25 protein-coding genes are annotated in these 24,788 nt (G+C 61.5%); 21 read left to right on the top strand and 4 right to left on the bottom strand.

Annotated features, from left to right (window positions below; translation table 11 throughout):
* Positions 1–142 precede the first annotated feature (142 nt).
* The 8 genes from hemN to LQK84_RS10200 all read left to right on the top strand — a co-directional run bounded on the left by hemN (position 143) and on the right by LQK84_RS10200 (position 8,027).
* Positions 143–1,492: an oxygen-independent coproporphyrinogen III oxidase gene (gene hemN / locus LQK84_RS10165; protein WP_230828579.1), complete on the top strand. Its 1,350-nt coding sequence runs from the start codon at positions 143–145 to the stop codon at positions 1,490–1,492.
* A 106-nt stretch (positions 1,493–1,598) separates the two neighbouring features.
* Positions 1,599–1,883, top strand: a complete 285-nt coding sequence (locus LQK84_RS10170) for an acyl carrier protein (protein ID WP_181366801.1) — start codon at positions 1,599–1,601, stop codon at positions 1,881–1,883.
* 58 nt (positions 1,884–1,941) lie between these two features.
* Entirely contained in the window at positions 1,942–2,418 is a 477-nt protein-coding gene (locus LQK84_RS10175; protein ID WP_230828580.1) for a 3-hydroxyacyl-ACP dehydratase FabZ family protein, read from the top strand.
* Positions 2,419–2,429: 11 nt separating this feature from the next.
* The gene (locus LQK84_RS10180) at positions 2,430–3,620 is read left to right on the top strand and encodes a beta-ketoacyl-ACP synthase (RefSeq protein ID WP_230828581.1); all 1,191 of its coding nucleotides are present in this window, start codon (positions 2,430–2,432) and stop codon (positions 3,618–3,620) included.
* Between the two features lie 12 nt (positions 3,621–3,632).
* The gene (locus tag LQK84_RS10185; RefSeq protein WP_230828582.1) at positions 3,633–4,916 is read left to right on the top strand and encodes a beta-ketoacyl-ACP synthase; all 1,284 of its coding nucleotides are present in this window, start codon (positions 3,633–3,635) and stop codon (positions 4,914–4,916) included.
* 52 nt (positions 4,917–4,968) lie between these two features.
* Positions 4,969–5,997 carry a zinc-binding dehydrogenase gene (locus LQK84_RS10190; RefSeq protein ID WP_230828583.1) on the top strand — a complete coding sequence of 343 codons (1,029 nt, stop codon included), beginning with the start codon at positions 4,969–4,971 and terminating at the stop codon, positions 5,995–5,997.
* Positions 5,998–6,001: 4 nt separating this feature from the next.
* Positions 6,002–6,952, top strand: a complete 951-nt coding sequence (locus LQK84_RS10195; protein ID WP_230828584.1) for a lipid A biosynthesis lauroyl acyltransferase — start codon at positions 6,002–6,004, stop codon at positions 6,950–6,952.
* 136 nt (positions 6,953–7,088) lie between these two features.
* Positions 7,089–8,027 (top strand): glutaminase, encoded by a 939-nt coding sequence (locus LQK84_RS10200; protein ID WP_230828585.1) that lies wholly within the window; start codon positions 7,089–7,091, stop codon positions 8,025–8,027.
* A 43-nt stretch (positions 8,028–8,070) separates the two neighbouring features.
* On the opposite strand, the gene LQK84_RS10205 is transcribed toward LQK84_RS10200, so the two are convergent.
* The 3 genes from LQK84_RS10205 to LQK84_RS10215 all read right to left on the bottom strand — a co-directional run bounded on the left by LQK84_RS10205 (position 8,071) and on the right by LQK84_RS10215 (position 9,334).
* Positions 8,071–8,352: an addiction module antidote protein gene (locus tag LQK84_RS10205; protein ID WP_230828586.1), complete on the bottom strand. Its 282-nt coding sequence runs from the start codon at positions 8,350–8,352 to the stop codon at positions 8,071–8,073.
* 44 nt (positions 8,353–8,396) lie between these two features.
* Positions 8,397–8,735, bottom strand: coding sequence for a type II toxin-antitoxin system RelE/ParE family toxin (locus LQK84_RS10210; protein ID WP_230828587.1), 339 nt, complete (start codon positions 8,733–8,735; stop codon positions 8,397–8,399).
* Positions 8,736–8,833: 98 nt separating this feature from the next.
* Complete coding sequence (locus LQK84_RS10215) at positions 8,834–9,334, bottom strand: hemerythrin domain-containing protein (protein ID WP_230828588.1); 501 nt, start codon at positions 9,332–9,334, stop codon at positions 8,834–8,836.
* 195 nt (positions 9,335–9,529) lie between these two features.
* Here LQK84_RS10215 and ccoN point away from each other — a divergent pair, with 195 nt between their 5' ends.
* The 10 genes from ccoN (at position 9,530) to LQK84_RS10265 (ending at position 20,064) form a co-directional block, all read left to right on the top strand.
* The gene (gene ccoN, locus LQK84_RS10220) at positions 9,530–11,152 is read left to right on the top strand and encodes a cytochrome-c oxidase, cbb3-type subunit I (protein WP_230828589.1); all 1,623 of its coding nucleotides are present in this window, start codon (positions 9,530–9,532) and stop codon (positions 11,150–11,152) included.
* 12 nt (positions 11,153–11,164) lie between these two features.
* Positions 11,165–11,896 carry a cytochrome-c oxidase, cbb3-type subunit II gene (ccoO, locus tag LQK84_RS10225; protein ID WP_230828590.1) on the top strand — a complete coding sequence of 244 codons (732 nt, stop codon included), beginning with the start codon at positions 11,165–11,167 and terminating at the stop codon, positions 11,894–11,896.
* A 12-nt stretch (positions 11,897–11,908) separates the two neighbouring features.
* Positions 11,909–12,061, top strand: coding sequence for a cbb3-type cytochrome c oxidase subunit 3 (locus LQK84_RS10230; protein WP_230828591.1), 153 nt, complete (start codon positions 11,909–11,911; stop codon positions 12,059–12,061).
* A gap of 3 nt (positions 12,062–12,064) precedes the next feature.
* Positions 12,065–12,928, top strand: coding sequence for a cytochrome-c oxidase, cbb3-type subunit III (ccoP, locus tag LQK84_RS10235; protein WP_230828592.1), 864 nt, complete (start codon positions 12,065–12,067; stop codon positions 12,926–12,928).
* A 212-nt stretch (positions 12,929–13,140) separates the two neighbouring features.
* Positions 13,141–14,757, top strand: coding sequence for a cytochrome c oxidase accessory protein CcoG (ccoG, locus tag LQK84_RS10240; RefSeq protein ID WP_230828593.1), 1,617 nt, complete (start codon positions 13,141–13,143; stop codon positions 14,755–14,757).
* Positions 14,757–15,254 carry a FixH family protein gene (locus LQK84_RS10245; RefSeq protein WP_230828594.1) on the top strand — a complete coding sequence of 166 codons (498 nt, stop codon included), beginning with the start codon at positions 14,757–14,759 and terminating at the stop codon, positions 15,252–15,254. Before ccoG ends, LQK84_RS10245 begins: the two co-directional genes overlap by 1 nt.
* A 24-nt stretch (positions 15,255–15,278) precedes the next feature.
* Positions 15,279–17,570, top strand: a complete 2,292-nt coding sequence (locus LQK84_RS10250) for a cation-translocating P-type ATPase (RefSeq protein WP_230828595.1) — start codon at positions 15,279–15,281, stop codon at positions 17,568–17,570.
* Positions 17,567–17,722 (top strand): cbb3-type cytochrome oxidase assembly protein CcoS, encoded by a 156-nt coding sequence (ccoS, locus tag LQK84_RS10255; protein WP_230828596.1) that lies wholly within the window; start codon positions 17,567–17,569, stop codon positions 17,720–17,722. The genes LQK84_RS10250 and ccoS overlap by 4 nt, the downstream gene beginning before the upstream one ends.
* A gap of 76 nt (positions 17,723–17,798) precedes the next feature.
* On the top strand, positions 17,799–19,220 hold the full coding sequence (gene gndA / locus LQK84_RS10260; protein ID WP_230828597.1) for an NADP-dependent phosphogluconate dehydrogenase: 1,422 nt from the start codon (positions 17,799–17,801) through the stop codon (positions 19,218–19,220).
* Positions 19,213–20,064: an MBL fold metallo-hydrolase gene (locus tag LQK84_RS10265; protein ID WP_230828598.1), complete on the top strand. Its 852-nt coding sequence runs from the start codon at positions 19,213–19,215 to the stop codon at positions 20,062–20,064. Before gndA ends, LQK84_RS10265 begins: the two co-directional genes overlap by 8 nt.
* Before the next feature lie 4 nt (positions 20,065–20,068).
* On the opposite strand, the gene LQK84_RS10270 is transcribed toward LQK84_RS10265, so the two are convergent.
* Positions 20,069–21,121 (bottom strand): LacI family transcriptional regulator, encoded by a 1,053-nt coding sequence (locus LQK84_RS10270; protein ID WP_442966945.1) that lies wholly within the window; start codon positions 21,119–21,121, stop codon positions 20,069–20,071.
* A gap of 436 nt (positions 21,122–21,557) precedes the next feature.
* On the opposite strand from LQK84_RS10270, the gene LQK84_RS10275 reads away from it, so the two are divergent.
* From LQK84_RS10275 to LQK84_RS10285, 3 genes are all read left to right on the top strand, one after another.
* Positions 21,558–22,793: an ABC transporter substrate-binding protein gene (locus LQK84_RS10275; RefSeq protein ID WP_230828600.1), complete on the top strand. Its 1,236-nt coding sequence runs from the start codon at positions 21,558–21,560 to the stop codon at positions 22,791–22,793.
* A 154-nt stretch (positions 22,794–22,947) separates the two neighbouring features.
* A complete protein-coding gene (locus LQK84_RS10280) occupies positions 22,948–23,850 on the top strand; it encodes a carbohydrate ABC transporter permease (protein ID WP_230828601.1) in 903 nt (300 codons plus the stop codon).
* Complete coding sequence (locus tag LQK84_RS10285; RefSeq protein ID WP_230828602.1) at positions 23,843–24,784, top strand: carbohydrate ABC transporter permease; 942 nt, start codon at positions 23,843–23,845, stop codon at positions 24,782–24,784. Before LQK84_RS10280 ends, LQK84_RS10285 begins: the two co-directional genes overlap by 8 nt.
* The last annotated feature ends 4 nt before the right edge of the window (positions 24,785–24,788 follow it).

Raw genomic sequence — 24,788 nt, forward strand, 5'->3', positions numbered from 1 at the left:
GTCTACGCAACGTTTGTCTTCATTGAGCGACTTGGCAATCGTCAACGTTTGGAGTGTCGCAAAGATTTGACACCCACTGTTTGATCAAGATCAAGCACGGGGCCTATTTTTGCCTTTATGCAATTCCGGCAGGAGAACCCCCATGCACAAGACATTGACAGGCAAATATTCCGCTCCCGTACCGCGCTATACGAGCTATCCGACAGCGCCTCACTTCGGTTCGAATATTACGAATACGGAATACAGCCAATGGCTGCAAGCCCTTGGGGAGGGTGACAAGCTGTCGCTGTACGTCCATGTGCCCTATTGCGACCGCCTCTGCTGGTTCTGTGCCTGCCATACGAAACATACGCTGCGTTACGAGCCGGTGGCCGATTATCTCGATGCATTGACGCGCGAAGTTCGGGCCGTGGCAAAGCTGGTGAGCCCCAAGGCGATCGTGACGGCCCTGCATTTCGGCGGCGGCTCGCCGACGCTGATGAAGCCGGAGGATATCCGTCGAATCGGCGCACTTTTCCGCGAGGCCTTCAATTTCGCGCCCGACGCCGAAATCAGCGTCGAGATGGACCCGAACGACATGGACGAGGCGCGCTATGACGCGCTGGCCGATATTGGCATGACGCGGGCAAGCCTTGGCGTACAGGATTTCCAGCCGGAAGTGCAGAAGGCGATCAATCGCATCCAGACTTTCGAGCAGACGAAGTCGGTGGTCGATGCGGTGAGGGCGCGCGGCGTCCACTCGGTCAATTGCGACCTGCTTTACGGCCTGCCGCACCAGACGCTGGAAACGTTGGCCGCGACCGTCAACCAGATCCTGACGCTCGATCCGGATCGCATCGCACTCTTCGGCTATGCGCATGTGCCGTGGATGAAGAAGCACCAGACGATGATCAAGGAAGACGTGCTGCCGGATGTGAATGCGCGCTTCGACCAGTCGCGGATGGCGGCGGCCATGCTGATTGCCGCCGGCTATCAGCAGATCGGCATCGACCACTTCGCCAAGCCGGGCGACTCGATGGCGATTGCGGACAGGGAAGGGCGGCTTCGGCGCAATTTCCAGGGCTATACGGATGATGCCGCCGAAACGCTGATCGGCTTCGGGGCCTCCTCCATCGGCCAGTTCCGCCAGGGTTTCGTACAGAACATGGTGGCGACAGGCGAATATCAGCGGATGACGGAGGCGGAGGGGCTGACGGTTGTTCGCGGCCTTGCCTTCAGCGACGAGGACCGCCTTCGCGGCTATGCGATCGAGAAGGTCATGTGCGACTTTGCCTTCTCCTTTGCCGACCTCAGGGAACGATTCGGCCAAGCGGCGGACGCCGTCATTGCCGAGGCGAAGTTCTTTGTCGGGCAGAACACGGACGGGCTCGCCGAGATTGTCGATGGCCGCTTCCGGCTCACGCAAACCGGGCGGCTTTTCGCCCGCACGGTCGCATCGCAGTTCGATGCCTATCTCGGAAACGGCAAGGGGCGGCATTCGATAGCAGTGTAAACGCGCAACAGATGGCCGCCAATTCTGTCATTTGCCTGTTGCAAGCCATTGGCTTTTGAAATCGATTTGCCTATAGCATCGCGCAACAGCTTTGACATTGAGAGGTATCGGCGTGACGACGACGTTTGATAAGGTAGCCGACATTATTTCTGAAACCAGCGAAATCGACCGCGAGAAGATTACGCCTGAGAGCCACACGATTGACGATCTCGGCATCGACAGCCTGGACTTCCTCGACATCGTTTTCGCGATCGACAAGGAATTCGGCATCAAGATCCCGCTCGAAAAGTGGACCCAGGAAGTCAACGACGGCAAGGTCGCGACGGACGAATATTTCGTTCTCAAGAACCTCTGCGCCAAGATCGACGAACTGCGCGCCGCCAAGGGCTGAGGCCTGACGGCTTTCTCCGGGGCCGTATCCCGCGGCTCCGTGCGACAGGTGCGATCGTATGCTGCTTGAATATTTCCAGATGATCGACCGCGTGACGGGCCTCGACCTCAAGTCGGGGCATCTCGTCGCGCGTTCCGTCGTTCCCGAGAAAAGCCCGGTTTTCGAAGGGCATTTTCCCGGCATGCCGCTGGTGCCCGGCGTCCTGCTCATCGAGACGATGGCGCAGGCTTCGGGCCTGATGGTTTTGGCGGTCAACGAGTTTGCCTCCATGCCGCTCTTGATGGCGGTGGATGAGGCGAAGCTTCGGACCTTTGTCGAGCCGCTTGCCGAGCTCGATGTCGAGGCCGATCTCGTGCATCTCGGCTCCGGCTATGCGGTGACGAAGGCGAAGATCACATCTGGCGGCAAGAAGGTCTGCGACGCTCAGCTGAAGCTGCGCACAATTCCCTTCGACCAGGTTCCCATCGGCGATATCGTGAAGAACCGCGCCCGCGAGATCGGGCTTCACGACGCAATCGCGGCCAACGTGTCATAAGGACTGAAATCATGGCCAAGTCTGACAAGGATGTGGTGATTACCGGCATCGGGCTCGTCTCGTCGCTGGGCGTCGGACGTGAGGCGCACGAGGCGCTGATCCTCGGCGATAGCGCGCCGGCTCCGATTGTCGATACCGAGCGTTTCGCGCCCTATCCGGTGCATCCGCTGCCGGCGATCGACTGGTCGCAGCAGATCCCGAAGCGCGGCGACCAGCGCCAGATGGAAAACTGGCAGCGGCTCGGCGTATTTGCCGCCGGCCTTGCGCTGGACGATGCCGGCTTCAAGGATGATGCGGACGCCTGCGCTTCGATGGACATGATCGTGGCGGCCGGTGGCGGCGAGCGGGACATCAATGTCGATTCGATCATCGTGGACGAGGCGCTGAAGCGCAACGATCGCGAGGCGCTGCTGAACGAGAAGCTGACGACGGAACTGCGTCCGACGCTGTTTCTTGCCCAGCTCTCCAATCTTCTCGCCGGCAATATCTCCATCGTTCACAAGGTCACGGGCTCCTCGCGCACCTTCATGGGCGAAGAGGGCGCTGGCGTTTCGGCGGTCGAAACGGCTGCTGCGCGCATCCGCGCCGGCCAGTCGACGCATGCGCTGGTTGGCGGTGCCTTCATTGCCGAGCGTCTCGACATCATTCTGATGGTTGAGGCTATCAAGGGGCATCAGACCGGCGAATGGTCGTCGATCTGGGCCCGCGACAAGGACCACGGCGGCGGCATGATCATGGGATCGGTCGGCGCATTCCTCGTCCTCGAATCGCGCGGGCATGCCGAAGCGCGGGGCGCACGCATCTATGCGACGATCGAACAGGTTGAAGGCGACCGCGGCAATCGCGCCGATGGCAAGCTTGAAAAGCGGCTGGAGCGGATGGTCGAGGGTGCGAAGCCCGAGCTTGTCATGTCCGGCACGACGGGCTTCCACGATCTCGCTGCCCGCGAAAAGGCCTTCTTCCAGGCGAAGTTCCCGGAGGCTGCGATCCGTGGGTTCGGCGGGCTGATCGGCCATTCGGTCGAGGCGCAGTTCACCACCGGCATCGGTCTTGCGGCCATGGCGCTCGGTGCTGCCAAGCCGGTTGCGCCGTTCGACAAGGATCATGAGAAGGCGATGACGAAGCCGGCAGCGACCGCGCTCGTCACCACTATCGGCCATCAGCGCGGCGAGGGGGTTGCCCTTCTTGCCGCCAATGCGTGAGGCGACAAGGTCATGAGCAACAAGTTTCGCGATCATCTCGGCAGGCCCATCGTTGCGGTGACCGGCATGGGTGTCATCACCTCGCTCGGCCAGGGGCTTGAGGACAACTGGGCGGCGCTGAGCGGCGGCCGTTCTGGCATTCACAACATCACGCGCTTCCCGGTCAACGAGCTGTCGACGCGGATTGCCGGCACGGTCGATTTCATCGATCTGCCGGTCGCGAATTCCGTCGAGCGCTCCTATGCAATGGCGCGCGAAACCACGCTGGAAGCGCTGGCACAGGCCGGGCTTTCGGGCGATTTCAACGGCCCGCTTTTCCTCGCCGCACCGCCGGTTGAGCCGGAATGGTCGGCGCGATTTGAACTCGCTGACCGCGCCGGTCCGGCGGAAAAGCCGGCAGATGCCTATGATCGCTTCCTCGCTGCCATGCGCGAACGTCCCGATCCGGCCTTCCATGAAGCGGTTCTCTTCGGCTCGATTTCGGAGCGTCTGGCCGACCGGTTCGGCACGCGCGGGCTTCCCGTGACGCTGTCGACGGCCTGTGCGTCGGGTGCGACGGCGATCCAGCTCGGCGTCGAGGCGATCCGCCAGGGTCGCACGGAGCGTGCGCTGACGGTTGCGACCGACGGTTCGGTTTCGGCTGAGTCCCTCATTCGCTTCGCGCTTCTCTCGGCGCTCTCCACCCAGAACGATCCGCCGGAAAAGGCCTCCAAGCCCTTCACCAAGGATCGCGACGGGTTCGTGATTGCCGAAGGTGCGGCGACGCTGGTGCTCGAATCGCTGGAATCGGCGATTGCGCGCGGCGCGAAGGTCTATGGCATCGTGAAGGGCTGCGGCGAGAAGGCTGACTCCTTCCACCGCACGCGGTCCTCGCCCGATGGCGGGCCGGCGATTGCGACGATCCACGCAGCCCTTGAAGATGCAGGCATGGGCGAAGACGCGATCGGCTATATCAATGCCCATGGCACGTCGACGCCGGAAAACGACAAGATGGAATATGGCGCCATGCTCTCCGTCTTCGGCGAGCGGCTGAAGTCCATTCCGGTTTCGTCCAACAAGTCGATGATCGGCCATACGCTGACGGCGGCGGGTGCGGTCGAGGCGGTGTTCTCGCTGCAGACGATCCTGACGGGCACGCTGCCGCCGACGATCAACTACCAGAACCCCGACCCGAGCATCGAACTCGATGTCGTGCCGAATGTGAAGCGGGCGCAGCAGGTTTCGGCCGTGCTGTCCAACTCCTTCGGCTTCGGCGGGCAGAATGCCAGCCTTGTGCTGGCGGCGGAACCCCAGTAAACCGCAGACAAGACGAACACAGATTTGAGCCGCGAAAGCGGAAGGTTGGCCCATGCGCGCATTGCAACTCATCGAAGACCGCAGACTTGAAGCCGTCGAGCTTCCCGAGCCGGAAGCACCGGCTCCCGGCGAGGTGACGCTGCGCGTCAAGGCGGTGGCGCTCAACCATATCGACGTCTGGGGCTGGCGCGGCATGGCCTTTGCCAAGCGCAAGATGCCTCTGACCATCGGTGCAGAAGCTTCCGGCGTTGTTGAGGCGATCGGTCCGGGTGTTGGCAACGTGCTGCCGGGCCAGCTCGTATCGATCTACGGCGCGCGGGTCTGCGGTTACTGCAAGGCCTGTCGCGAAGGCCGTGAGAACCTCTGCGAACATGTCGGCGGTGTGCATGGCTTCCATCTCGACGGTTTCGCGCAGGAAAAGATCAACATTCCGGCCCGTCAGCTCGTGGTGGCACCGCCCGGTATCGATGCTGTGGCCGCGGCACTGGCACCCGTAACCTTCGGGACGGTCGAGCACATGCTGTTCGACAATGCCAAGCTCCAGCCGGGCGAGACGATCCTCGTTCATGCCGGCGGTTCGGGCATCGGTTCGGCGGCGATCCAGCTTGCCAAGCGCATGGGCTGCACGGTCATCACGACCGTTGGTTCGGACGACAAGATCGAGAAGGCGAAGGCGCTGGGCGCCGATCACGTCATCAACTATCGCGTCGACCGTTTCGAGGGCGTGGTGCGCAAGCTGACGAAGAAGAAGGGCGTTGATGTCGTCTTCGAACATGTCGGCAAGGACACCTGGGCCGGCTCCATGCTCTCCATGAAGCGCGGCGGTCGTCTCGTGACCTGCGGTTCGACCTCCGGCGTTTCGACCGAAATGAACCTGATGATGCTCTTCCAGCAGCAGCTGAAGCTGCTCGGCTCCTTCGGTTGCCGCATGGAGAACATGGCGAATGCCATGCAGAAGATGGCACAGGGCATCGTGCATCCGGTCATCGACACGGAAGTCGGCTTCGGCGAGATCGACAAGGCGCTGAAGCGGATGGAAGACCGGTCGATCTTCGGCAAGATCATTCTCAGGATGGATTGAGGCGATGAAGGGCCTTGCGCTCCGCATCGGCGCGAACCTGCGCAAGGTCTGGCCCTGGCTGCTGGCCAAGCTGGTGCTGTTCGGCCTGACGCTGCTGAAGCTGCTGCCGGCTGATTTTGCGCTGAACCTCATGGACAGGATCGTGCGCTGGCTCGGACCGAAGCAGAAGCGTCACAAGATGATGCTCTACAATCTTCGGCGGGCCTTTCCCGAGATGACGGAAGCGGAGCGGCTGAAGATCGCCATGGATTCATGGGGATCGATGGGCCGCATGGCCGCTGAATATGTCTATCTCGACAAGCTGTTCGATTTCGACCCGGCGCGCGAAGGCAAGGGCAGGGTCGAGGTATCCGGCATCCCGCTTTTCCTCGAGATCCGCGACCTCAAGGGGCCGTTCATCGTCTTTACGGCGCATACGGCGAATTTCGAGATGCTGCCGGTCGCAGGCAACGCCTTCGGGCTCGACGTGACCGTTCTCTTCCGGCCGCCGAACAATCCCTACATGGCCGAGATGATCCATGATTTCCGGGCAAGCCGCATGGGCTCGCTCGTGCCGTCTCATGCGGGCTCGTCCTTCGCACTGGCGCGGCAGCTGGAAAAGGGCGGCGGCGTTGGCGTTCTGGTCGACCAGAAGTTCTCCAAGGGCGCGGATACGACGCTCTTCGGCGTGCCGGTCAAGACCAATCCGCTGCTGGCCAAGCTCGTTCGGCAGTTCAACTGTCCGGTCTATCCGGCGCGCTGCATCCGGCTTCCCGGCAACCGCTACCGGCTGGAGCTGGAGCCGGCGCTGGCAATCCCGCGCAAGGCCGGGGGCGAAGTGGATGTGAACGCCACCGCGCAATTGCTCAACGATACGGTCGAGCGCTGGGTGCGGGAATTTCCGGGCCAGTGGCTCTGGTATCACGACCGCTGGGACATCAAGTTTTCGGAAGAGTACCGGAATTTCGTCTCCTGATCGCGATTTGCCGGATTTGCACAGCGGCAATTCGTTTTCGGCCCTTCAAAAACGTCCTCACAACGCATAGGAAACCCTGAGGGGTCCGGTTGCTGCATCGCGACCGGCCGATCGAGCGTCAATGACAGGAGACCTCATGCCAGTCGCATCTCTGCAGGTTCAGGAGATCCTCCACGAGGTCTATCACGAGATGCAGCCGCATATCGGTGAAGGCAAGGTGGCCGACTACATCCCGGCACTCGCCCGGGTTGACGCAAAGAAATTCGGCATGGCTGTGGTGACGGCGGAGGGCGAAGTCTTCACCGTGGGCGATGCGGTCGAGCCGTTCTCCATCCAGAGCGTGTCGAAGGTCTTCACGCTGACGCTGGCCCTGGGCCGGATCGGCGCCGGGCTCTGGTCGCGCGTCGGGCGCGAACCGTCCGGGACCGCCTTCAACTCGATCGTCCAACTTGAGCATGAGCACGGGATACCCCGCAACCCCTTCATCAATGCGGGTGCCATCGTCGTTGCCGACGTGCTGCTTGCCGGCCATCAGCCGCGCGAGACGCTGGGTGAAATCCTGCAGTTCTTCCGCTATCTCTCAGGTGACGACAGCGTCTATATCGACGAGGACGTGGCGCGCTCCGAACAGGCGACCGGCTTCCGCAATGCCGCCCTTGCCAATTACATGCGCGCCTTCGGCAATATCCACAATCCCGTCGAAAAGACGCTCGGCGTCTATTACCACCAGTGTTCTCTGGCGATGAGCTGCGAGCAGCTGGCCAAGGCCGGCCTGTTCCTCGCCAATGGCGGGCGCAATCCGGTGTCCGGGCAAACGGTGGTGACGCGCGAGCGGGCGCGGCGCATCAACGCGCTGATGATCACCTGCGGGCATTACGATGCCTCAGGCGACTTCGCCTTCCGCGTCGGCCTGCCGGGCAAGAGCGGCGTTGGTGGCGGCATCCTCGCCATCGCGCCGGGCAAGGCCTCGATCGCCGTCTGGTCGCCTGGTCTCAACGCCAACGGCAACTCGGCGACGGGCACACGGGCGCTGGAACTGTTTGCCAAGAAGACCGGCTGGTCTGTCTTCGGGTGAGGGGTGTCCCCATCCGTCGCAGAGCGATTGCTGTCAGACCAGCTTACGGGAGATCTGCTCCCGAAGACGGCTGATTGGCGGGCACGACCGCGAGACGCAGACCCAGCGCCGCCATCATCTTCGTGATGGTTTCCATCTTCGGCTTTCCCTTCACGGACAAGGCATCGTAAAGGTTTTCCCGGCTGACATTGGCCTTGGCCGCCACACCCTTTACGCCGCCTTCCTGTGCCTTGGCGACGGCGCGAAGAGCTTCCTGGAAAAGTTCCATATTGCCGCCCTCAAGGATCTGTTCCAGATAGAAGGCCGCGTTTTCAGGATCACGCAACAGTTCGTTGCGCTCTCCAAAGTCAAATGGCTTGCTGAGACGGCTCATATCTTTGCCCTGCTGTTATAGTCTGCAAGATAGTCCTTCGCCTTCGCGATGGTTCTGTCCTGCTCCTTTTTGGTCGAACCAGCGAGGAGCAAGACGATCTTGGTGCCGACGATGGTGTAAAAGAGGCGGTAGCCTTGCGCATAGTGGATACGCATCTCGAAGACGCCTTTTGCGCCTGTGATGCTCTTCCAGTCGCCGAAGTCACCCGTTGCCGCCCGCTGGATGCGGGCCATGATGGCAAGCCTGGCTTTCGCGTCCTTGAGAGACTGGTTCCATTCCTCAAAAGGGCAGTGTCCTGCCTCCGTCAGATAGATTTCAATCTCGTAACGCTTCATGGAAGTAGTGTAGGTTAAAACCTACACATTTGGCAAGCCAAAAACGTGTGCGCTCTTGGTGCGGGACGCTGTGGGAGCAAACGGGACCGGCTCAGCCGTCACGCCGCCTTTCGTTCGCCCACCATCGCCAGCAAATGCTCCTGTTCGAATGCGATGTGCCGGCGCATGCTGACGAAGTAGCCGCGCAGCATGTAGCCGATGGTTTCGGCGTTGAGCGAAGCGTCGGCAGCGCCGAGGCGGAGCAGGGCGTCGATCAGTTCTTCAATGAAGCATTCGTCTTCGAAATGCTCGAATTTCAGCCGTTCGAGGGTGGCCTTGAGTTCCGGATGGCCGGTGACGTTCTGTTCGACCCAGGGGAAGAGGATGTCTTCCTCGAAGCGATGCGCGCCCATGGTCAGCGGGCCGATGGCCTTGGCGGCATAGATGCATTTCTGGCGGTTGACTTCGGCCGGCAGGCTGTCGGCGATCTCTTCGAGTTCGCGGCACAGCTCAAGCTGCTCACCATGGATTTTCCTCAGCCAGTCGACGGCGCTGACCCCCTGTGGCGGCCGATAGCGCTTCTCGAATTCCTCCCGGTCATGCGTGTCCAGCGTCTTCATTCTTCACCTGTCTGACTGCAGGGTATGGAGCCCCATCGTAGGGCCATTTGTCGCGTGGAATGCGCGATTTTGCATTGATCTATATCAAGGATGGTGTGCCCCCCAAATGCGATTGCTGCGTCAGCCGCAAGACGGTCGGGCGACGATTCCGATTCTGCTTGCCGCATGATCAGCAATCGTTGGGGGAAACCAACAATGACGAAAATTTCACAAACGGTGGGTGTTGGGCTTTTCGCCTTCCTCGCCTTGCTCGGGGCAGCCTTTGCCCAGGACAGCCTGTTCAAGGCCCATATGTGGGTCCTGTTCGCCGTCCTTCTCATTTTCAGCGTGGCAATGATCCGTCGCGTGTCCTTTGCGCCGGCAGCGACCGTTTCGGCCGAGCAGCGCAAGTCCGAATATTTCGATGAAGTCGTCCGCTATGCTCTCATCGCCACGGTGTTCTGGGGCGTCGTCGGCTTCCTGGTCGGGGTCGTCATTGCCCTCCAGCTTGCATTTCCGCAGTTCAACATCGAGCCGTGGTTCAACTTCGGCCGCATGCGTCCGCTGCACACCTCGGCTGTGATCTTCGCCTTCGGCGGCAATGCGCTTCTGATGTCGTCCTTCTATTCGGTCCAGCGCACGTCGCGCGTGCGTCTGTTCGGCGGTGATCTCGCCTGGTTCGTCTTCTGGGGCTATCAGCTGTTCATCGTCATGGCCGCAACCGGTTATCTCCTTGGCATTACGCAGGGGCGCGAATATGCCGAGCCGGAATGGTATGTCGATATCTGGCTGACGATCGTCTGGGTCGCCTATCTGCTGGTCTTCCTCGGCACGATCATGACGCGCAAGGAAACCCACATCTACGTGGCGAACTGGTTCTTCCTGTCCTTCATCGTCACGGTGGCCATGCTGCATCTGGTCAACAACATGGCCGTGCCGGTCTCGTTCCTCGGCGTGAAGAGCTATTCGGCCTTCTCGGGCGTTCAGGATGCCATGACGCAGTGGTGGTACGGCCATAACGCCGTGGGCTTCTTCCTGACGGCAGCCTTCCTCGGCATGATGTACTACTTCGTTCCGAAGCAGGCCGGTCGTCCGATCTACTCCTACCGTCTGTCGATCATCCACTTCTGGGCGCTGATCTTCCTCTACATCTGGGCTGGTCCGCACCACCTGCACTACACGGCTCTGCCGGACTGGGCACAGACGCTCGGCATGGTCTTCTCCATCATGCTCTGGATGCCCTCGTGGGGCGGCATGATCAACGGCCTGATGACGCTTTCGGGCGCATGGGACAAGATCCGCACCGACCCGATCATCCGCATGATGGTCATGGCAATCGCCTTTTACGGCATGTCGACCTTCGAAGGCCCGATGATGTCGATCAAGACGGTCAACTCGCTCAGCCACTACACGGACTGGACCATCGGTCACGTTCACTCAGGCGCGCTCGGTTGGGTCGGCATGATCTCCTTCGGCGCCATCTACTATCTGACGCCCAGGCTCTGGGGCAGGGATCGTCTCTACTCGCTGCGTCTGGTCAACTGGCACTTCTGGCTCGCAACGCTTGGCATCGTCGTCTACGCCGCCGTCATGTGGGTTGCTGGTATCCAGCAGGGTCTGATGTGGCGCGAATATGACGAGCAGGGCTTCCTAGTCTACTCGTTCGCAGAAGCAGTCCGGGCCATGTTCCCCTACTACGTCCTGCGTGCAGTCGGCGGCGGCATGTACCTCCTTGGCGGTCTCGTCATGGCCTACAACGTCACGATGACCATCCTTGGCCACCAGCGGAACGAAGCTCCCATCGGTGGTGCTGTCCCGCAGCTCCAGCCGGCAGAATAAGGAGAGGCAAACATGTCCATTCTTGCAAAACACGAATTGCTCGAGAAGAACGCGTCGCTCCTGCTTGTGGGTTCGCTGCTTGTCGTCACCATCGGCGGCATCGTGGAAATCGCGCCGCTCTTCTACCTGCAGAACACGATCGAAAAGGTGGAGGGTATGCGCCCCTACACCCCGCTCGAACTGGCTGGCCGCAACATCTACATCCGCGAAGGGTGTTATCTCTGCCACAGCCAGATGATCCGTCCGTTCCGCGACGAAGTGGAACGCTACGGCCATTACTCGCTGGCAGCTGAATCGATGTTCGACCATCCGTTCCAGTGGGGCTCCAAGCGCACGGGGCCGGATCTGGCCCGTGTCGGCGGCCGCTACTCGAACGAGTGGCACGTCCAGCACCTCAGCAATCCGCGCTCGGTGGTTCCGGAGTCGGTCATGCCGACCTACGCCTACCTGAAGAACACGCCGCTCAAGATCGAGAACGTGGAAGGCCATCTCAAGGCCAACCGCATGGTCGGCGTGCCCTACACGGATGCCGATATCGCGAGTGCGCAGAAGGATCTGATGGCGCAGTCCGATCCGAATGCGGATACGACCGATCTGGTCAAGCGCTATCCGAAGGCCAAGGTCGGCGACTTTGACGGTGATCCGACGAAGGTCACCGAAATGGATGCGCTGGTCGCCTATCTCCAGATGCTCGGCACGCTGGTCGATTTCTCGACCTATGACGACGCATCCGGCTACCGGTGAGGAGGGGAACCCATGGAAACCTACACCATGATGCGGCAATTCGCCGACAGTTGGGGCCTTCTTGGCTTCACCCTCTTCTTCGTGGGCGCGATCATTTTCGCGCTCCGGCCCGGCTCGAAAAAGATGGCCGACGAGGCCGCATCCATACCTCTCAAGGAGGATTGAAAAATGGCAGACAAACATGTTGACGAACTGAGCGGCGTCGAGACCACCGGCCACGTCTGGGACGGTATTCGCGAGCTCAACAATCCGCTGCCGAGATGGTGGGTATGGACATTCTATGCCTGCATCGTCTGGGCCTTCGCCTATACGATCTTCTACCCGGCCTGGCCGCTGCTCACGACAAACACCAAGGGTATCTGGAACGTGACCAACCGTGCAGTCCTCAAGGACGAACTGACCGCGGCCAGCGGCGGTCAGAAGGTCTTCGTGGACAAGATCGCCGCCATGCCGGTCGCCGATATCATCAAGGACAAGTCCTTGAACGAATTCGCGGCCGCTGCCGGTGCCGCCGCCTTCAAGGTCAACTGCACGCCCTGCCACGGCTCGGGCGCACAGGGGAGTGTCGGTTACCCGAACCTCAACGACAATGACTGGCTGTGGGGCGGTTCCGCCGACCAGATCTACACGACGATTGCCCATGGCATTCGCGACCCGCAGGATCCCGCGACCCGCGTTTCGGAAATGCCGGCCTTCGGGGACATCCTGAAGCCGGAGGAAATCCTGAACGTTGCGGCTTATGTGGCTGACCTGTCCAAGCAGCCGGTCACCAGCGGTAATCCCGCTGCCGGCAAGGAAGTCTTTGCCACGAACTGTGTCGCCTGCCATGGCGATCAGGCGCAGGGCAATCGCGACCTCGGCGCTCCGAACCTGTCGGATGCCATCTGGCTGAAGGGCTCTGGCGAGGCTGCCATCATTGCCCAGGTGACGAAGCCCAAGCATGGCGTCATGCCGGCTTGGACTGCGCGTCTCGGCGACACGACCGTCAAGGAACTGGCCGTCTTCGTCCATTCGCTCGGCGGCGGCGAATAAGGTTTCGTCGCCGGGTTCATCCCGGCGGCGCACGATCTCTCCAGCATGATAACTTGCTTGTCATGCCACTTGCCGCGCCTTTTGATGAGGCGCGGCTTTTTCGTTTCCGGGGTGAGCAAACGATGCGGCAGTTTGTCCATGCTTGACTTAAGTCAAGGTTGTTTTCGGCCCCGGGTGGGAAAAGGCACATATCAGAATCGGGATTTCCAGCGATGAACATCTACACTGCCGACGAGCCCAAGAAGGAGGCCTCCAACGCGCAAACCGCAGACGTTGTTCGTCACGACGCCGAGCCGGTCAATTCCGCGAAGGTCAGGAAGCCGCTCTACGAGGCGCGCAAGAAGATCTTCCCCAAGCGGGCGGAAGGGCGGTTCCGGCAGTTCAAGTGGATCGTGATGCTGGTCACGCTCGGCATCTACTATCTCGGTCCCTGGATCCGCTGGGACCGCGGTCCGTTTGCGCCGGATCAGGCGATCCTGATCGACCTGGCGCATCGTCGTTTCTATTTCTTCTTCATCGAGATCTGGCCGCAGGAATTCTTCTTCGTCGCCGGCCTGCTCGTCATGGCCGGGTTCGGCCTGTTCCTCATCACCTCGGCCGTCGGCCGCGCCTGGTGCGGCTACACCTGTCCGCAGACGGTCTGGGTCGATCTGTTCCTCGTTGTCGAGCGCTTCATCGAAGGCGACCGCAACGCGCGCATGAAGCTCGACAAGGCGCCGTGGAGCTTCGAGAAGATCTGGAAGCGGGTGTCCAAGCATGCAGTCTGGATTGCCATCGGCGTGTCGACCGGTGGTGCATGGATCTTCTATTTTGCCGATGCGCCGCAGCTGCTCCTCGACCTCTGGACCTTCCAGGCGCCCTTCGTCGCCTATGCCACGATCGGCATCCTGACCGCCACGACCTATATTTTCGGCGGGCTGATGCGCGAGCAGGTCTGCACCTATATGTGCCCCTGGCCGCGTATTCAGGGCGCGATGCTGGACGAAAGCTCGCTGACCGTCACCTATAACGACTGGCGCGGCGAGCCGCGCACGCATGGCACCAAGAAGGCTGCGGCCGAAGGCAAGGTTGCCGGCGATTGCGTCGATTGCAATGCCTGCGTCGTCGTCTGTCCGATGGGCATCGACATTCGCGATGGCCAGCAGCTCGAATGCATTACCTGCGCGCTTTGCATCGACGCCTGCGACGGCGTGATGGACAAGCTCGGTCGCGACAAGGGGCTGATCTCCTATGCGACGCTGGCCGATTACAATGCCAACATGGCGCTGGCGACCGGCAATGGCGCGCATGACATCAATCCCAATATCGTGCGCGATGCGGATGGGCATTTCCACAACAAGGTCAAGCACTTCAACTGGAAGATCATCTTCCGCGCCCGCACGCTGCTCTATATGGGCGTCTGGGCCGCCGTAGGTATTGGCCTGCTTGTCGCGCTGCTGTCGCGGGACCGGCTGGAGGTCAATGTGCTGCATGACCGCAATCCGCAATATGTGCTGGAATCGGACGGCTCGATCCGCAACGGCTTCACCGTGCGCATCCTCAACATGATCCCCGAGCCACGCGTCATCGTGCTGTCGCTCGAAGGACTGGAAGGGGCCACGATGAAGATCAACGGCATGGATCAGCCCGACAGCCGCAGCTTCGACATTGCGGCCGATCCCGACAAGGCGGTGACGCTGAAGGTCTATGTGACCGTCCCGCGCGATCGCATTCACGACGACGAGGAGCATTTCCGCTTCATCGCCGAAGACAAGTCCAGCAACGAACATGACGTCTACAAGGCGGTCTTCAATGCGCCGGCAGGCGCCGTCAACAAGGAACATCACTGATGGCTACGGCTTCCGACAAGTCCAGCGGCTTCATCTTTACCGGCTGGCACTTCCTGGCAATCCTGATCGCCTTCTTCGGAACGGTGATTGCCGTCAACTTCACCATGGCCTGGTATGCCACCCATTCCTGGAGCGGGCTGGTGGCCGAGAATACATTCGTCGCCAGCCAGCAGTTCAACGGCAAGGCCGAGCATATGCGGCAGATGGCGGCGACCGGCATTCGGGGCGAACTCGTCGCCAATCACGAAGGTATTCGCTACGTGCTGACGCATCCCGAGCGTGGGCCGGTTCCGGCGGATGAAGTCGTGGCCGAGTTCCACCGTCCGGTCGGCACCAAGCAGGATTTCACCGTCACGCTGAAGCATGAGGGAGACGGGGTCTTCACCACCAATCACGAAGTTCCGGTGGGCGAGTGGATCGTTGACCTGAAGACCAACGACAATGGCGAGATCGTCTATCACGAGGCAATCCGCGTGCATGTCTTCGCCAATCGATAAGGCCTGAAACGTAAGGGTAATGTCATGAGTTGCTGTGCAGCAGGAACCGAAGCGGCGCTGGACGCAGAAAAGGCGCTCCACGATCTGCCGCCGACCGACGAACTGTGGCTGGCGAGCCGCCAACTCGACGGCGGGCTGCGCCAGACCGATCTTGCCGTGCCCGGCGTTCACTGCGGCGCCTGCATCACCACGCTCGAAAAGGCGCTGAAGGCTCTGCCGGAAGTCGAGCGCGCCCGCGTCAACCTTTCCACCCGCAGGGTTACCTGTGTCTGGAAGGAAGAGGTGGATGGCCGCCGCACCGATCCGTCGGTGATTGCCAAGGCGATCGAGGCGGCAGGTTACGAATCCCATCTCTTCTCCATCTCGGCCGACGAACAGGACGCCACGCGCAACGGGTTGATCCGCGCCATGGCAGTTGCCGGATTTGCAGCGATGAACATCATGCTGCTTTCAGTCTCGGTCTGGTCGGGAGCGGATGCGGCAACGCGCGACATGTTCCACTGGATTTCGGCAGCGATTGCCGGGCCGACCCTGATCTATTCCGGCCGTCCCTTCTACATGTCGGCCTATAACGCACTGCGCCACGGGCGGATGAACATGGACGTGCCGATCGCGCTCGCCATTTCGCTCTCCTATGCCATGTCGCTCTACGAGACGATGAACCACGGGCAGGAGGCCTATTTCGATGCCTCCGTGTCGCTGCTCTTCTTCCTGCTGATCGGCCGCACCCTCGATCACATCATGCGCGACCGTGCGCGCTCGGCGATCAGCGGTCTGGCACGCTTGAGCCCCCGCGGTGCGACCGTGCTGACGCCCGACGGCGGGCGCGAATATCGCAATATCGACGAGATCGTGCCCGGCGACCGGCTTCTGGTTGCCGCAGGCGAGCGCGTTCCGGTCGATTGTGTCGTCATGTCGGGCGCGAGCGAACTCGATCTCTCCATCGTCAGCGGCGAAAGCCTGCCGGTCGCCGCAGCCAAGGGCTCGGCCTTGCAGGCGGGTGGTCTCAATCTGACAGGTGCCCTGACGGTTCAGGCGATGGCTGCGGCGCGTAATTCCTTCGTCGCCGAGATCATCGGCCTCATGGAGGCTGCCGAAGGCGGCAAGGCGCGCTATCGGCGGATTGCCGACCGTGCTGCGGAAATCTATGCGCCGGCGGTCCATATCCTGGCGCTTGCGGCTTTCCTCTTCTGGGGCGTCTACGGTGGCGACTGGAAGCATGCGCTGACGATTGCCATTGCGGTCCTGATCATCACATGCCCCTGCGCACTCGGCCTTGCCGTGCCGGTGGTGCAGGTGGTGGCCGCCGGACGGCTCTTCCGCGACGGGATCATGGTCAAGGATGGCTCGGCCATGGAGCGGCTGACGGAAATCGACACGGTGATCTTCGACAAGACCGGCACGCTGACGCTCGGCAGGCCGCGCCTCGTCAACAAGGGCGCGGTTTCGCCCAAGGCGCTGGAAACGGCGGCGTCTCTGGCGCTGCATTCGCGCCATCCGCTGTCGGCAGCGCTGGCCGAGGCCGGTAGTGGTGACGTGACGCGGTTCGGGACGGTCAGCGAAATTCCGGGTGCCGGCATCGAGGCTCGGGATGGCGAAGGCCTCTGGCGGCTTGGCCATCGGGGTTTTGCGCTGAATGCGACCGATGCCGGCGCAGACGACGACGCAGCGGGACCGGAAACGGTTCTCTCTCTCGACGGCAAGCTCGTTGCGGTCTTCCGGTTCGAGGACCAGACACGGCGCGATGCGCAGGGGCTGATTGCAAGCCTGACGGCGCGCGGCTTCAAGACCGCGATCCTGTCGGGCGACCGCGAGGGCGTCGTTGCCGCACTGGCACGCCGCCTCGGGATCGGCTTCTGGCGCTCGGCGCTGACGCCCAAGGGCAAGGTCGACGAGATCGGCACGGCATCGGCCCATGGCCACAAGGTGCTGATGGTGGGCGATGGCATCAACGACGCGCCGGCACTTGCCGCCGCGCATGTCTCGATGGCCCCGGCAACCGCCTCGGATGTCGGTCGGCAGGCCGCCGACTTCGTCTTCCTGCATGAGAGCCTGGTGGCGGTGTCGCTGGCGATCGATGTTTCCAAGCGGGCAGGGCGGCTGATCCTGGAGAACTTCGCTCTGGCGATTGCCTATAACGTCGTCTTCGTGCCGCTGGCGCTTCTCGGTTATGCCTCGCCGCTGGTTGCAGCCATTGCCATGTCGACCTCGTCGATCATTGTCGTGGCCAATGCAATGCGGCTGACGCTCGGTTCCGGCAAGGTCGCCAAGGCTGAAGATCAGGAGGTCCCGATGACACCGGCGGTTGCCTCATGAATGTGCTGATCTATCTGATCCCCATTGCGCTGGCGATGGGCGGGCTTGGCCTCGTGACCTTCCTCTGGTCGCTGAAGAGCGGCCAGTATGACGATCTCGAGGGTTCGTCCTGGCGGGTACTCGACGACGGCGACGACAGGCCTGACACATAAACTTAATCGATTTGCTCTTGCCCATGCGCGTGCCGAGTGCCAAAAAAGGCTCCAATAAAAGCATTGGAGCGACCCCATGGAAAAGGCAGAAATCGGTCTCATCGGTTTGGGTGTGATGGGGGCGAATCTCGCTCTCAACATCGCCGAGAAGGGCAACCGGATTGCGGTTTTCAACCGCACGACCGAGAAGACCGACGAGTTCTTCGCGGAGGCCGGCGCGCTGGCGGAACGCATCATTCCCTGCCACACGATGGAAGAGTTCATCGCGGCGATCCGCCCGCCGCGCCCGATCATCATCATGATCAAGGCCGGCCAGCCGGTGGACGATCAGATCGAGCATCTGCGGCCGTATCTCACCGGTGGTGATATCGTCATCGATGCCGGCAACGCCAACTTCCACGACACGCGCCGCCGCTTCAAGGAACTGGACGGTACGGGGCTCACCTTCATCGGCATGGGCGTCTCGGGTGGCGAGGAGGGCGCACGCCACGGGCCTTCGATCATGGTTGGTGGCACGCCGGAAAGCTATGCGCGGGTCGAGAAGGTTCTGACCTCGATCTCCGCCAAGTTCAACAATGAGGATTGCTGCGCGTGGCTGGGTGCCGATGGCGCCGGTCATTTCGTCAAGACGATCCATAACGGCATCGAATATGCCGACATGCAGATGATCGGCGAAATCTACGGCCTGCTGCGCGATGGCTCGGGCAAGTCGGCAAGCGAGATCGGCAACATCTTCGGCGGCTGGAACAAGGGCCGCCTCAACTCCTATCTCATCGAAATCACCGAGAAGGTTCTGGCCGCTCGCGACCCCCACGGCGATGGGCCGATGGTCGACATGATCCTCGACCAGGCCGGCCAGAAGGGCACAGGCAAGTGGTCCGTCATCGAGGCGCAGCAGCTGAGCGTGCCGGCAACGGCGATCGAGGCGGCTGTGGCCGCGCGCGTGCTTTCCTCGATGAAGACGCAGCGCGTTGCCGCCGAGAAGATCTTCGGTTCGGCACCCGGCAAGATCGATGCCGGCAGCGCCGGTCTCAACGATCTGGAACTGGCACTCTTCGCCGCTAAGATCGGCGCCTATGCGCAAGGGTTCGCGGTCATGGGTGAAGCGTCGAAGGAGTTCGGCTGGTCGCTGCCCATGCCGGTCATTGCCAAGATCTGGCGCGCTGGCTGCATCATCCGCTCGCAGTTCCTCGACGAGATCACCAGCGCATTCACGGCCATGCCGGATGCGGAAAACCTGATCATGACACCGGCCTTCTCGGCCATGGTCAAGGAGGCGCTGCCGTCGCTTCGCCGCGTCGTCGCGGCTGCGGTTACAGCCGGGCTGCCGGTTCCAGCGCTCTCTTCGGCGCTGTCCTATTTCGACAGCTACCGTCAGGCACGCGGCACCGCCAACCTCATCCAGGCGCAGCGCGACTTCTTTGGCGCACATGGCTTTGACCGTCTCGACGGCAAGGACTTCCATCACGGCCCGTGGGGCAGCGGCCTGAATGAATGAACGCATTGTTCTTCTCGGCACCAAGGGCGGCCCGGCGATCCGGCCGGGCGGTCCTTCGCCGACATCGAGCCTGATCGAGACAGGCGGGCGTGTCATCGCGGTCGATTGCGCGCTCGGCGTCTCGCGCGGCATCGTCAATGCCGGTGTGTCGCTGAAGGGGCTCAGTCATGTCCTGGTGACACATCTTCATTCCGACCATGTGCTGGAACTGGGCGGGTTGATCCATACCGCCTGGACGTCCGGCCTCGCGACGCCCGTCAAGGTCTATGGACCGAAGGGTGTCGTGGCGCTCTGGCAGGCGTTTCTCGCCTCGCTGGTTGTCGATATCTCGACACGCATTGTTGACGAGGGGCGGCCGGTGCTGGCCGATCTCGTCACGGTGGCGGAGATTGACGCGGGCGTGGTGCTCGAGGAGCCGGGCTTGCGCGTCACCGCGCTTCGCGTGCCGCATCCGCCGCTCGCCGATTGCTTTGCCTTCCGGGTCGAGATGACGTCCGGTGTCGTCGTGTTTTCCGGCGACACGGCTTTCCATCCGCCGCTGGCCGACTTCGCCAAGGGGGCCGATCTCCTTATCCATGAGGCGATGTTGCCGGAGGGGCTGGAAAGCATCATCCGGCGCACGGGCAACGGCACGCGACTGCGCGAGCATCTGGTCGCCTCGCATACATTCGCCGCCGATGTCGGGCGGATCGCCACGATGGCAGGCGTGAAGCGGCTTGCGCTCAATCACATGATCCCCGCCGACGATCCGGATTTCACCGAGGCGCATTGGCATGCAGCGGTGTCGGAGACCTATTCCGGCGACCTGATCGTCGGGCGCGATGGGCTGGAGATCCGGCTTTAGCCGATCAGCCTTTGTCTGCCCAGTCGGAGACGGCGATGCTTTGCAGCGTTGCCGGATCGTGTCCGGCGATGCGGGCGATGAGCGCGCGGGCAAGTTCGCGTCCGGCGCTGGTGAAATCCTCGTTCATCGCGATGATCTGCGGCTGGAACCAGGGCAGGACGCCGGCGGCTTCCTTGGCAGCCATGTCCACCTCGCGCCCGATGGTCTTGCCGGCCGCGGCAATGCCGGCCGCGGCGGCAATGGCCGAGCTTCCGGAGCAACAGACAAGGCCGTCGGGTGCATCCGCGGAACGCATCAAGGCCTCCACGCCATCCTTCATTTCGGCTGCCGGTGTCTCCACGTTGATCCAGTCGAATGGCGCCTCCGTGAGCCCGAAATCCTTCAAGCCCCGATGGAAGCCCGCCAGGGTATGGCCGGCATAGGTCAGTTGTGTCGGCGGGCGCAGGAGCGCGATGCGCTTGCGACCGCGCGCTGCCAGCCGCTGTACGGCCTGGTAGGCAAAGGCCTCGTTGTCGAAATCGTGATAGGGATGGATAAAGCCCATATCCGTGCGGCCATGCGTGACAAACGGGATATTGCGCTCGGCAAGGAAGCGGATGCGCGGGTCGTCCGGCTCGGTGCGTGACAGGATGACGCCATCGGCCGAACCCGTTTCGGCGATGTAGCGCACCGGCACCATGGGATCGGCGCTGTTGATATGCGGGGTCACCACGAGGTGATAGGGCGTGCCGGTCAAAACGTCGGAAATGCCATAGACCATGCGGCCCGTCATCGACATGATCTCCGCGTCCATGCCAAGGACGAGCGCAATCACATTCGTCTTGCCGGTGCGCAGGCGAACGCCCGCACGGTTCGGCTGGTAGCCGAGCTGGCGCGCGACAAGGCGTACGCGCTCCTTGGTCTCCGCGCCGATGTCGGGCGCATCCTTCAGCGCACGCGACACCGTCGTGACGCCAAGGCCCGTCAGGTAGGCGATGGTCTTCAGGGTCGGACGTTCGCCATCCAGAATTTGCGGCGCGTGCGCCTTTCCGGCGCTCACCCGATCCGTTCCCGACACCATTCCGCTCCTTCGCGCCGCCATTTTTTCACTCACAGGAGTTTTATCGGTCTGCCCCGCCCGGTCAATGCCTAGCCCGATCAATTGCAGGGCGACAAATCTGTAACGTTACAGGTCGAAAGTCGAGGAGATATTTTCGCCTGATACGGCCCTTCGTGTTTTCGAGCGAGTTTTGCGTGGCAACAATTTTGTGTTGCGCCGCGAATTCGCGTTGCAAAGTAAAATCGATTTCACAGAGTAATAAATCAAATAAAAACAATGACGTAAGACGTTTGTGCCGTTTCGGCATGCGAAATCAGCCTGGCGCGACGCTGCGTGACGAGTGCACGCATAAGGATTATTTTTGGGGAAGAAAAAAATTTTTTGCGGAGCCGGTTGCGTGTTTCAGGGCTTTGTCATAAGTTTTTCCGGTAACGTTTCAGTGAGGGAGGAACTCATGAATATTCGTTCTCTGGCTGCTGCACTCGCAGCATCGGTGACGCTTTCTTTTGGTGCAGCTCAGGCAACCGATCTTGAAGTCACGCATTGGTGGACATCCGGCGGGGAGGCTGCCGCGGTCGCCGAGCTTGCCAAGGCATTCAATGCAACGGGCAACAAGTGGGTCGACGGCGCGATCGCCGGCTCGGGCGGCACCGCCCGTCCGATCATGGTCAGCCGCATCACCGGCGGTGACCCGATGGGCGCCACGCAGTTCAACCACGGTCGTCAGGCTGAAGAGCTTGTTCAGTCCGGTCTGATGCAGAACCTCGATGAGGTTGCTGCGAAGGGCAAGTGGAAGGAAATCATCCGTCCGGCCAGCCTGCTCGCCAGCTGCACGATCGATGGCCACATCTATTGCGCTCCGGTCAACATCCACTCCTGGCAGTGGCTGTGGCTCTCCAACGACGCCTTCAAGAAGGCTGGCGTGGATGTTCCGAAGAACTGGGACGAATTTGTGAAGGCTGCACCGGCGCTCGAGAAGGCCGGCATCATTCCGCTCGCCGTCGGTGGCCAGCCGTGGCAGGCAGCCGGCGCGTTCGACGTGCTGATGGTTGCCATTGCCGGCAAGGATACCTTCCACAAGGTGTTCAAGGACAAGGACGCCAAGGTCGCCGCAGGCCCCGAGATCGCCAAGGTCTTCAAGGCTGCCGACGACGCGCGCCGCATGTCCAAGGGCTCCAACGTTCAGGACTGGAACCAGGCGACCAACCTGGTCATCACCGGCAAGGCCGGCGGCCAGATCATGGGCGACTGGGCGCAGGGTGAATTCGCCGTTGCTGGCAAGGTTGCTGGCAAGGACTACACCTGCCTTCCGGGCCTCGGTGTGAACCCGATCATCTCCACGGGTGGTGACGCGTTCTACTTCCCGAAGCTGAAGGACGCCGACAAGTCGAAGGCACAGGCCGCTCTGGCCGAAACGCTGCTGGCTCCGGCTACGCAGGTTGCCTTCAACCTGAAGAAGGGCTCGCTCCCCGTTCGTGGCGACGTTGACCTTGCTGCTGCCAACGACTGCATGAAGAAGGGGCTCGACATCCTTGCCAAGGGCAATGTGATCGAGTCCACCGACCAGCTGCTTTCGGCCGACAGCCAGAAGCAGAAGGAAGACCTGTTCTCGCAGTTCTTCGCCGATCCGTCGATCACGCCGGAAGCTGCTCAGAAGAAGTTCGCCGAGATCATCTCGAAGGCTGACTGATGTTGCAGACGTGACCGGGTGCCGGCAGTCTGACTGCCTTGCCCGGTCATGTTCGAACCGGGCCGCGGCTCATGTCGCGGCTCCATTCGAAGCGTGAGGGGAAGGTGCAGTGCGTGCTCTCCCGTCTCAGGTTTGCGACAGGGGAGTTGCAGTCATGACCGATTATCAGGTCGCACGTCGGCCAAATACGCTATTTCGCAATCTCAATTCAAAGATTGCCTCCATTCCCATGATCGTGACGGCGATGGTCGTCTTTCTGGGGGGCACTGTCTGGACGGTGTTTTATTCCTTCACCAATTCCAAGCTCCTGCCGAGGACGACATTCGTCGGCTTCGATCAGTATGAGCGTCTCTGGGCGTCGGAGCGCTGGATCGTCTCTATCCAGAATCTCGCGATCTTCGGGGTTTTCGCGCTGATTTTCAGCTTCGTCATCGGCTTCGTGCTGGCGGCCTTCATGGATCAGAAGATCCGGCTCGAGAACGTGTTCCGGACGATCTTTCTCTATCCGTTCGCGCTGTCCTTCATCGTGACCGGACTTGTGTGGCAGTGGCTTCTGAACCCGGATTTCGGTGTGCAGCACGTCGTGCGCTCGCTCGGCTGGGTCGGCTTCACGTTCAATCCGCTCTACACGCAATCCATCGTCATCTACGGCATCCTGATTGCCGCGCTCTGGCAGGGCACGGGCCTTGTCATGGTGCTGATGCTGGCCGGTCTTCGCGGCATTGACGAGGACATCTGGAAGGCATCGCGCGTCGACGGCATTCCAATGGTCAAGACCTATCTGCTGATCATCATTCCGATGATGCGGCCGGTCTTCATCACCACGCTCGTCATCGTCGCCAGCGGCATCGTCAAGGTCTACGACCTCGTCGTGGCGCAGACCAGCGGCGGGCCGGGCATCGCCTCCGAAGTGCCGGCAAAATATGTCTACGACTACATGTTCCAGGCGCAGAACCTGGGGCAGGGCTTTGCCGCCTCCACCATGATGCTGATCACCATCTCGATCATCATCATTCCCTGGGCCTATCTCGAATTCGGAGGCAAGAAGCGTGGCTGATCAGGCAACACTCAACACGGCGGGCGCTGCATCGGCGGCCTCGTCCGGCTCCAGATCCGGCCCGAGCGGCAAGCGTCCGCGTCCCATTTTCTCCACCCGCAACATCGTGCTCTACGGTACGCTGACGCTGGCGGCGATCTATTACCTGATCCCGCTTTATGTGATGGTCGTGACCTCGTTGAAGACCATGCCGGAAATCCGCATGGGCAATATCTTCTCGCCGCCGGTGGAAATCACCTTCGAGCCCTGGGTCAAGGCCTGGGCGCAGGCCTGCACGGGTCTGAACTGCGACGGCCTTTCGCGCGGGTTCTACAATTCCGTGCGCATCACCGTCCCCTCGGTGATCATCTCGATCCTGATCGCCTCGATCAATGGCTATGCGCTCGCCAACTGGCGCTTCAAGGGCATGGAAACCTTCTTCACCGTTCTGGTGGTCGGCGCCTTCATTCCCTACCAGGTGATGATCTATCCGATCGTGATCGTGCTGCGGGAACTCGGCATTTACGGAACGCTTTCGGGCCTGATCATCGTGCATACGATCTTCGGCATGCCGATCCTGACGCTGCTCTTCCGCAACTATTTCGCATCGCTGCCGGAGGAACTGTTCAAGGCGGCGCGTGTCGACGGGGCAGGGTTCTGGAACATCTATTTCCGGATCATGCTGCCCATGTCGCTGCCTATCTTCGTCGTCGCCATGATCATTCAGATCACCGGCATCTGGAACGACTTCCTCTTCGGTGTCGTCTTCACCCGTCCGGAATATTACCCGATGACGGTGCAGCTCAACAACATCGTGAACTCCGTTCAGGGGGTCAAGGAATACAACGTCAACATGGCCGCGACCATTCTGACGGGGCTCGTGCCGCTCATCGTCTATTTCGTCTCGGGCAAACTGTTCGTGCGCGGCATCGCCGCCGGCGCTGTAAAGGGATAATCGA

It is taken from the genome of Rhizobium sp. C4 (assembly GCF_021026315.1).
In the GTDB taxonomy this organism is placed as follows: Bacteria; Pseudomonadota; Alphaproteobacteria; order Rhizobiales; family Rhizobiaceae; genus Ensifer_A.

What these genes read in the sequence shown, in the direction of transcription:
- ccoG (WP_230828593.1), top strand. Translation starts at nt 13,141, where the DNA reads ATGAACATCTACACTGCCGACGAGCCCAAGAAGGAGGCCTCCAACGCG.
- LQK84_RS10230 (WP_230828591.1), top strand. Translation starts at nt 11,909, where the DNA reads ATGGAAACCTACACCATGATGCGGCAATTCGCCGACAGTTGGGGCCTT.
- LQK84_RS10250 (WP_230828595.1), top strand. Translation starts at nt 15,279, where the DNA reads ATGAGTTGCTGTGCAGCAGGAACCGAAGCGGCGCTGGACGCAGAAAAG.
- LQK84_RS10245 (WP_230828594.1), top strand. Translation starts at nt 14,757, where the DNA reads ATGGCTACGGCTTCCGACAAGTCCAGCGGCTTCATCTTTACCGGCTGG.
- LQK84_RS10265 (WP_230828598.1), top strand. Translation starts at nt 19,213, where the DNA reads ATGAATGAACGCATTGTTCTTCTCGGCACCAAGGGCGGCCCGGCGATC.
- LQK84_RS10280 (WP_230828601.1), top strand. Translation starts at nt 22,948, where the DNA reads ATGACCGATTATCAGGTCGCACGTCGGCCAAATACGCTATTTCGCAAT.
- LQK84_RS10275 (WP_230828600.1), top strand. Translation starts at nt 21,558, where the DNA reads ATGAATATTCGTTCTCTGGCTGCTGCACTCGCAGCATCGGTGACGCTT.
- LQK84_RS10215 (WP_230828588.1), bottom strand. Translation starts at nt 9,334, where the DNA reads ATGAAGACGCTGGACACGCATGACCGGGAGGAATTCGAGAAGCGCTAT.
- ccoO (WP_230828590.1), top strand. Translation starts at nt 11,165, where the DNA reads ATGTCCATTCTTGCAAAACACGAATTGCTCGAGAAGAACGCGTCGCTC.
- hemN (WP_230828579.1), top strand. Translation starts at nt 143, where the DNA reads ATGCACAAGACATTGACAGGCAAATATTCCGCTCCCGTACCGCGCTAT.
- LQK84_RS10200 (WP_230828585.1), top strand. Translation starts at nt 7,089, where the DNA reads ATGCCAGTCGCATCTCTGCAGGTTCAGGAGATCCTCCACGAGGTCTAT.
- LQK84_RS10195 (WP_230828584.1), top strand. Translation starts at nt 6,002, where the DNA reads ATGAAGGGCCTTGCGCTCCGCATCGGCGCGAACCTGCGCAAGGTCTGG.
- LQK84_RS10180 (WP_230828581.1), top strand. Translation starts at nt 2,430, where the DNA reads ATGGCCAAGTCTGACAAGGATGTGGTGATTACCGGCATCGGGCTCGTC.
- LQK84_RS10175 (WP_230828580.1), top strand. Translation starts at nt 1,942, where the DNA reads ATGCTGCTTGAATATTTCCAGATGATCGACCGCGTGACGGGCCTCGAC.
- LQK84_RS10210 (WP_230828587.1), bottom strand. Translation starts at nt 8,735, where the DNA reads ATGAAGCGTTACGAGATTGAAATCTATCTGACGGAGGCAGGACACTGC.
- LQK84_RS10185 (WP_230828582.1), top strand. Translation starts at nt 3,633, where the DNA reads ATGAGCAACAAGTTTCGCGATCATCTCGGCAGGCCCATCGTTGCGGTG.
- ccoS (WP_230828596.1), top strand. Translation starts at nt 17,567, where the DNA reads ATGAATGTGCTGATCTATCTGATCCCCATTGCGCTGGCGATGGGCGGG.
- ccoP (WP_230828592.1), top strand. Translation starts at nt 12,065, where the DNA reads ATGGCAGACAAACATGTTGACGAACTGAGCGGCGTCGAGACCACCGGC.
- LQK84_RS10190 (WP_230828583.1), top strand. Translation starts at nt 4,969, where the DNA reads ATGCGCGCATTGCAACTCATCGAAGACCGCAGACTTGAAGCCGTCGAG.
- gndA (WP_230828597.1), top strand. Translation starts at nt 17,799, where the DNA reads ATGGAAAAGGCAGAAATCGGTCTCATCGGTTTGGGTGTGATGGGGGCG.
- ccoN (WP_230828589.1), top strand. Translation starts at nt 9,530, where the DNA reads ATGACGAAAATTTCACAAACGGTGGGTGTTGGGCTTTTCGCCTTCCTC.